Here is a 2,892-nt window from a genome sequence, read left to right as displayed (position 1 = left end):
TCTAAATTATTCAAACTTGTTTTTAAGTTTGTCTTTTTTTATACGTTTTGATTGATTTTTGTTTCACACTTCCTCCTGTTAATATAATCATGAACTATATGACTATCTTTACTACTTATTACTACAACTTTATTTTACACTATCCTCAAAAAAATCTGATAAAAATCAGACTTTCTGTGCATTTTTTCCCTCTTCTACTAATTTATTCAATAAAGCTACATACTCTTCAAACTGTGTTCTACCTTCATCAGTCAAATGATAAGTTGTCTGTGGTCTATTATTTACAAATTCCTTTCTCACTTCCATAAATCCTTCTTGAATTAGCTTTTTAGTATGTGTTGTCATATTCCCGTCTGTACAACCTAGAATCTCTTTCATCTGTTTATAAGTGAGATCTTCAACACTTAAACTGGCAATCATTTGAATTCTTATGTGCGATTCAAATACCTTTGATGTATTGTTCATAACGTTTTCCATTAGATTTCCTCCCTAGCATCAATAGAATCAGCATTACCAACATGCATTAATTCCTAGTTGTTTAGTATATTTTTCATCATATATAATAATTATATAATTTATATCAATAAATTTAAAGGTTATGGGCTATAAAAAAATAGAAATCATCACTGATTTCTAATTTTTTAGAAGGTTATAGAGATTATAAATCATAATTACTGTCGTTATCACAATCAAAGAAATATTATTATATGTGAATTGTGTAATCACATTTGTATAAAGATGATTCTGAATAGTGGCAGTATATTGGTCAAAGAGAAGGAATAGACCTACTATAGCATAAACAGCACTGATGAGCTTAGTGACATTATTCTTGGTTGCCATCGCAAACATAAGAATAAAACATATCGCAATTAAGATATTTGAGATAATGGAAAAAGAAATAGCAGTAGAATAATTCTGATCCTGTGTAAGTAATGTGAGTGCATGCTGGAACTTCTGTACATATTCTGTTGATGAAGTTTGTATGATATAAAGTGCTATAGGAGTTGCCCCATAGATAATTGATTTAGTCGTTTCTTTCATAGTGATTCCCCTTTTATATGTATTTTAATCTATTTTAATGTAAGTTACAAGACTCCTGTAACTTCTACATATAAATAGACTTTTTTTCTAAATAGTGATATATGTTTACTCCTTCTTAAATAATTCATATAATAATTGTAGAGGAAAAACATAAACGAAAGTGCAGGTGAATATTATGAATGTTTCTCAAACTCTTTATAGCAGCTTATTTCTTAAGCTTCTACCATTATTGATTGTATCATTATTCCTTACATTCCTATTAATAAAGGCAAAGATGTCTAAGTTATTTTATCTACTTATAGGTGTAGAAGTCATTGCGATATCGATACTCCATTATAGCACAATATCTATGTCTATGATGTTATATGAACAGACAAAAGCCTTTAGTACTCTTTCTAATATGTTCATCATAGTTGGAATGTATCTTCTTATTCCTCTTCTTTCAATCATACTCTATATAATATTAAGAAAAAGAATTTAAGAGCGGTTTAGTCAATCGCTCTTTTAAGTTTGAGATATGTAAGTCCTACACATGTAGTCATGATTTCAGATAGTGGTAATGAAGCCCAGATTCCTTTCATACCTAATTGTGAAAGAATAATAGATGCAGGTACGATAAGAACTACACCACGCAATAGAATAAGTGTAGAAGCTATTTTAGCGCTTTCTATTGAAGTAAAGTATGTCGTTAAGACAATGTTTACCCCTGCAAAGAATAAGCCAATAAACATGATTTTAAAGCCTTCTATTGCTAGTGTATATAATGTTGGATTGTTTGTCTTATTGAATAGAGAAGTGATCATAGAGGAGTTTATGAAGACTGTTAAGTAAATTGTAAAAGATATTAATAAAGAGATAGTAAGAGTCATTCTTCTTAACATAATAAGATTCTTTGTATCATGAGAACCATATGATTCACTAGTAAGAGGCTGCATACCATTTGCAAGACCATTAAATATTGCAACACATACAAGCCATATATTACATACAACACCATAAGCAGCAACACCTATATTACCTGTAATCTTTAATATAAGTGTATTAAAAAGAAGAACAACTAAACCACTTGATATCTCTATCAACATAGAAGGAAAACCTAGTTTAATAATTCTTTTAATCATAGAGAACTGAAAATGAAGCTGAACGGGATGGAATGTATTCTTCTTTTTAATGAAGTGTAAAGAGAGAATACTTAAGCCAATCAAAGGTGCAAGACAAGTCGCAAAAACAGCTCCAAACATTCCCATATGACATAAGAATATAAATACATAGTCTAGTACAACATTCATCAGTGAAGCTACAATCATAGCTGTTGTCGCAAGAGCGGGATTGTTATCATTTCTTACTAATGCATTGAGCGCATTATTGAAGATAAAGGCAGGTGTAAATATCATAATAGTTCTTAGATAAATGACTGTATCTTGTAATACCGCATCATTGGCTCCTAGCATTCTTGCAAGAGAAGGACTGTATAATACTCCTGTAATCATAAAAAGTACTCCTATTACAAGTCCTAAAAGCACTGTATGATCAAATACCTGATTGATTTTATCATGCTTGTGATCTATTTTCAAAATAGATAATCTAATACCAGATCCTATTCCTAACATGAGTCCTATCCCATAAATAAAATTAAATACAGGTATCGCAAGATTCAATGCAGTGAGTCCTTTATCCCCTATTCCCTGGGCAATAAAGAATGTATCAGCAAGTATATAAAACGATATAGCCATTTCTCCTAATATGCTTAAACATATATATTTAATAAATCTTTGTTTCATAATTTCCTCCATTTCCCCGCGCCTTCGTTGCGCGGACACAAATATATAACCAAACTCAAATCCCCCAAAA

The 2,892-nt window shown here is 30.5% G+C and carries 4 protein-coding genes; 1 reads left to right on the top strand and 3 read right to left on the bottom strand.

Going from position 1 to position 2,892, the window contains the following annotated elements:
• Positions 1-165 precede the first annotated feature (165 nt).
• Positions 166-477 carry a transcriptional regulator gene (locus ABUA27_RS12445; RefSeq protein WP_022424485.1) on the bottom strand — a complete coding sequence of 104 codons (312 nt, stop codon included), beginning with the start codon at positions 475-477 and terminating at the stop codon, positions 166-168.
• Positions 478-633: 156 nt separating this feature from the next.
• Positions 634-1,041: a hypothetical protein gene (locus ABUA27_RS12440; RefSeq protein ID WP_349820840.1), complete on the bottom strand. Its 408-nt coding sequence runs from the start codon at positions 1,039-1,041 to the stop codon at positions 634-636.
• A gap of 175 nt (positions 1,042-1,216) precedes the next feature.
• Between ABUA27_RS12440 and ABUA27_RS12435 the strand changes: the two genes are divergently transcribed.
• Positions 1,217-1,522: a hypothetical protein gene (locus tag ABUA27_RS12435; RefSeq protein WP_129982316.1), complete on the top strand. Its 306-nt coding sequence runs from the start codon at positions 1,217-1,219 to the stop codon at positions 1,520-1,522.
• A 7-nt stretch (positions 1,523-1,529) separates the two neighbouring features.
• Here ABUA27_RS12435 and ABUA27_RS12430 read toward each other — a convergent pair.
• Positions 1,530-2,892 (bottom strand): MATE family efflux transporter (locus ABUA27_RS12430; RefSeq protein ID WP_349820839.1); only part of this gene is annotated, 1,363 nt, incomplete at its 5' end.

This window comes from Catenibacterium sp. RTP21428st1_D7_RTP21428_210409, assembly GCF_040227455.1.
GTDB lineage: Bacteria > Bacillota_I > Bacilli_A > Erysipelotrichales > Coprobacillaceae > Catenibacterium > Catenibacterium mitsuoka_A.
Note: the sequence above shows the minus strand (reverse complement) of the source record. Positions and strands in the feature narration are given on the sequence as shown.

Coding starts and splice junctions, on each gene's coding strand:
- ABUA27_RS12445 (WP_022424485.1), bottom strand. CDS start 477: ATGGAAAACGTTATGAACAATACATCAAAGGTATTTGAATCGCACATA.
- ABUA27_RS12440 (WP_349820840.1), bottom strand. CDS start 1,041: ATGAAAGAAACGACTAAATCAATTATCTATGGGGCAACTCCTATAGCA.
- ABUA27_RS12435 (WP_129982316.1), top strand. CDS start 1,217: ATGAATGTTTCTCAAACTCTTTATAGCAGCTTATTTCTTAAGCTTCTA.